Source organism: Thalassovita mangrovi, assembly GCF_009857745.1.
Lineage (GTDB): Bacteria > Pseudomonadota > Alphaproteobacteria > Rhodobacterales > Rhodobacteraceae > Thalassobius > Thalassobius mangrovi.
In genome coordinates this window covers 1-1,488 of the sequence record NZ_WWEN01000020.1, presented here as the reverse complement: position 1 = coordinate 1,488, position 1,488 = coordinate 1, and the positions used below count along the sequence as shown (strand labels likewise).

Annotated in this window: 1 protein-coding gene; it reads left to right on the top strand. The window is 38.8% G+C overall.

Annotation, left to right across the window (positions count from 1 at the left end; genetic code table 11):
- The coding region (locus GR167_RS20465; protein WP_212770060.1) for a reverse transcriptase domain-containing protein at positions 1 to 1,488 on the top strand (1,488 nt) is incomplete at both ends.

Below are 1,488 nucleotides of genomic sequence, written 5' to 3'. Positions count from 1 at the left end.
CAAAAATTGGGCCTGAAAATCCATACAATACTCCAGTATTTGCCATAAAGAAAAAAGACAGTACTAAATGGAGAAAATTAGTAGATTTCAGAGAACTTAATAAGAGAACTCAAGATTTCTGGGAAGTTCAATTAGGAATACCACATCCTGCAGGGTTAAAACAGAAAAAATCAGTAACAGTACTGGATGTGGGCGATGCATATTTTTCAGTTCCCTTAGATAAAGACTTCAGGAAGTATACTGCATTTACCATACCTAGTATAAACAATGAGACACCAGGGATTAGATATCAGTACAATGTGCTTCCACAGGGATGGAAAGGATCACCAGCAATATTCCAGTGTAGCATGACAAAAATCTTAGAGCCTTTTAGAAAACAAAATCCAGACATAGTCATCTATCAATACATGGATGATTTGTATGTAGGATCTGACTTAGAAATAGGGCAGCATAGAACAAAAATAGAGGAACTGAGACAACATCTGTTGAGGTGGGGATTTACCACACCAGACAAAAAACATCAGAAAGAACCTCCATTCCTTTGGATGGGTTATGAACTCCATCCTGATAAATGGACAGTACAGCCTATAGTGCTGCCAGAAAAGGACAGCTGGACTGTCAATGACATACAGAAATTAGTGGGAAAATTGAATTGGGCAAGTCAGATTTATGCAGGGATTAAAGTAAGGCAATTATGTAAACTTCTTAGGGGAACCAAAGCACTAACAGAAGTAGTACCACTAACAGAAGAAGCAGAGCTAGAACTGGCAGAAAACAGGGAGATTCTAAAAGAACCGGTACATGGAGTGTATTATGACCCATCAAAAGACTTAATAGCAGAAATACAGAAGCAGGGGCAAGGCCAATGGACATATCAAATTTATCAAGAGCCATTTAAAAATCTGAAAACAGGAAAGTATGCAAGAATGAAGGGTGCCCACACTAATGATGTGAAACAATTAACAGAGGCAGTACAAAAAATAGCCACAGAAAGCATAGTAATATGGGGAAAGACTCCTAAATTTAAATTACCCATACAAAAGGAAACATGGGAAGCATGGTGGACAGAGTATTGGCAAGCCACCTGGATTCCTGAGTGGGAGTTTGTCAATACCCCTCCCTTAGTGAAGTTATGGTACCAGTTAGAGAAAGAACCCATAATAGGAGCAGAAACTTTCTATGTAGATGGGGCAGCCAATAGGGAAACTAAATTAGGAAAAGCAGGATATGTAACTGACAGAGGAAGACAAAAAGTTGTCCCCCTAACGGACACAACAAATCAGAAGACTGAGTTACAAGCAATTCATCTAGCTTTGCAGGATTCGGGATTAGAAGTAAACATAGTGACAGACTCACAATATGCATTGGGAATCATTCAAGCACAACCAGATAAGAGTGAATCAGAGTTAGTCAGTCAAATAATAGAGCAGTTAATAAAAAAGGAAAAAGTCTACCTGGCATGGGTACCAGCACACAAAGGAATTGGAG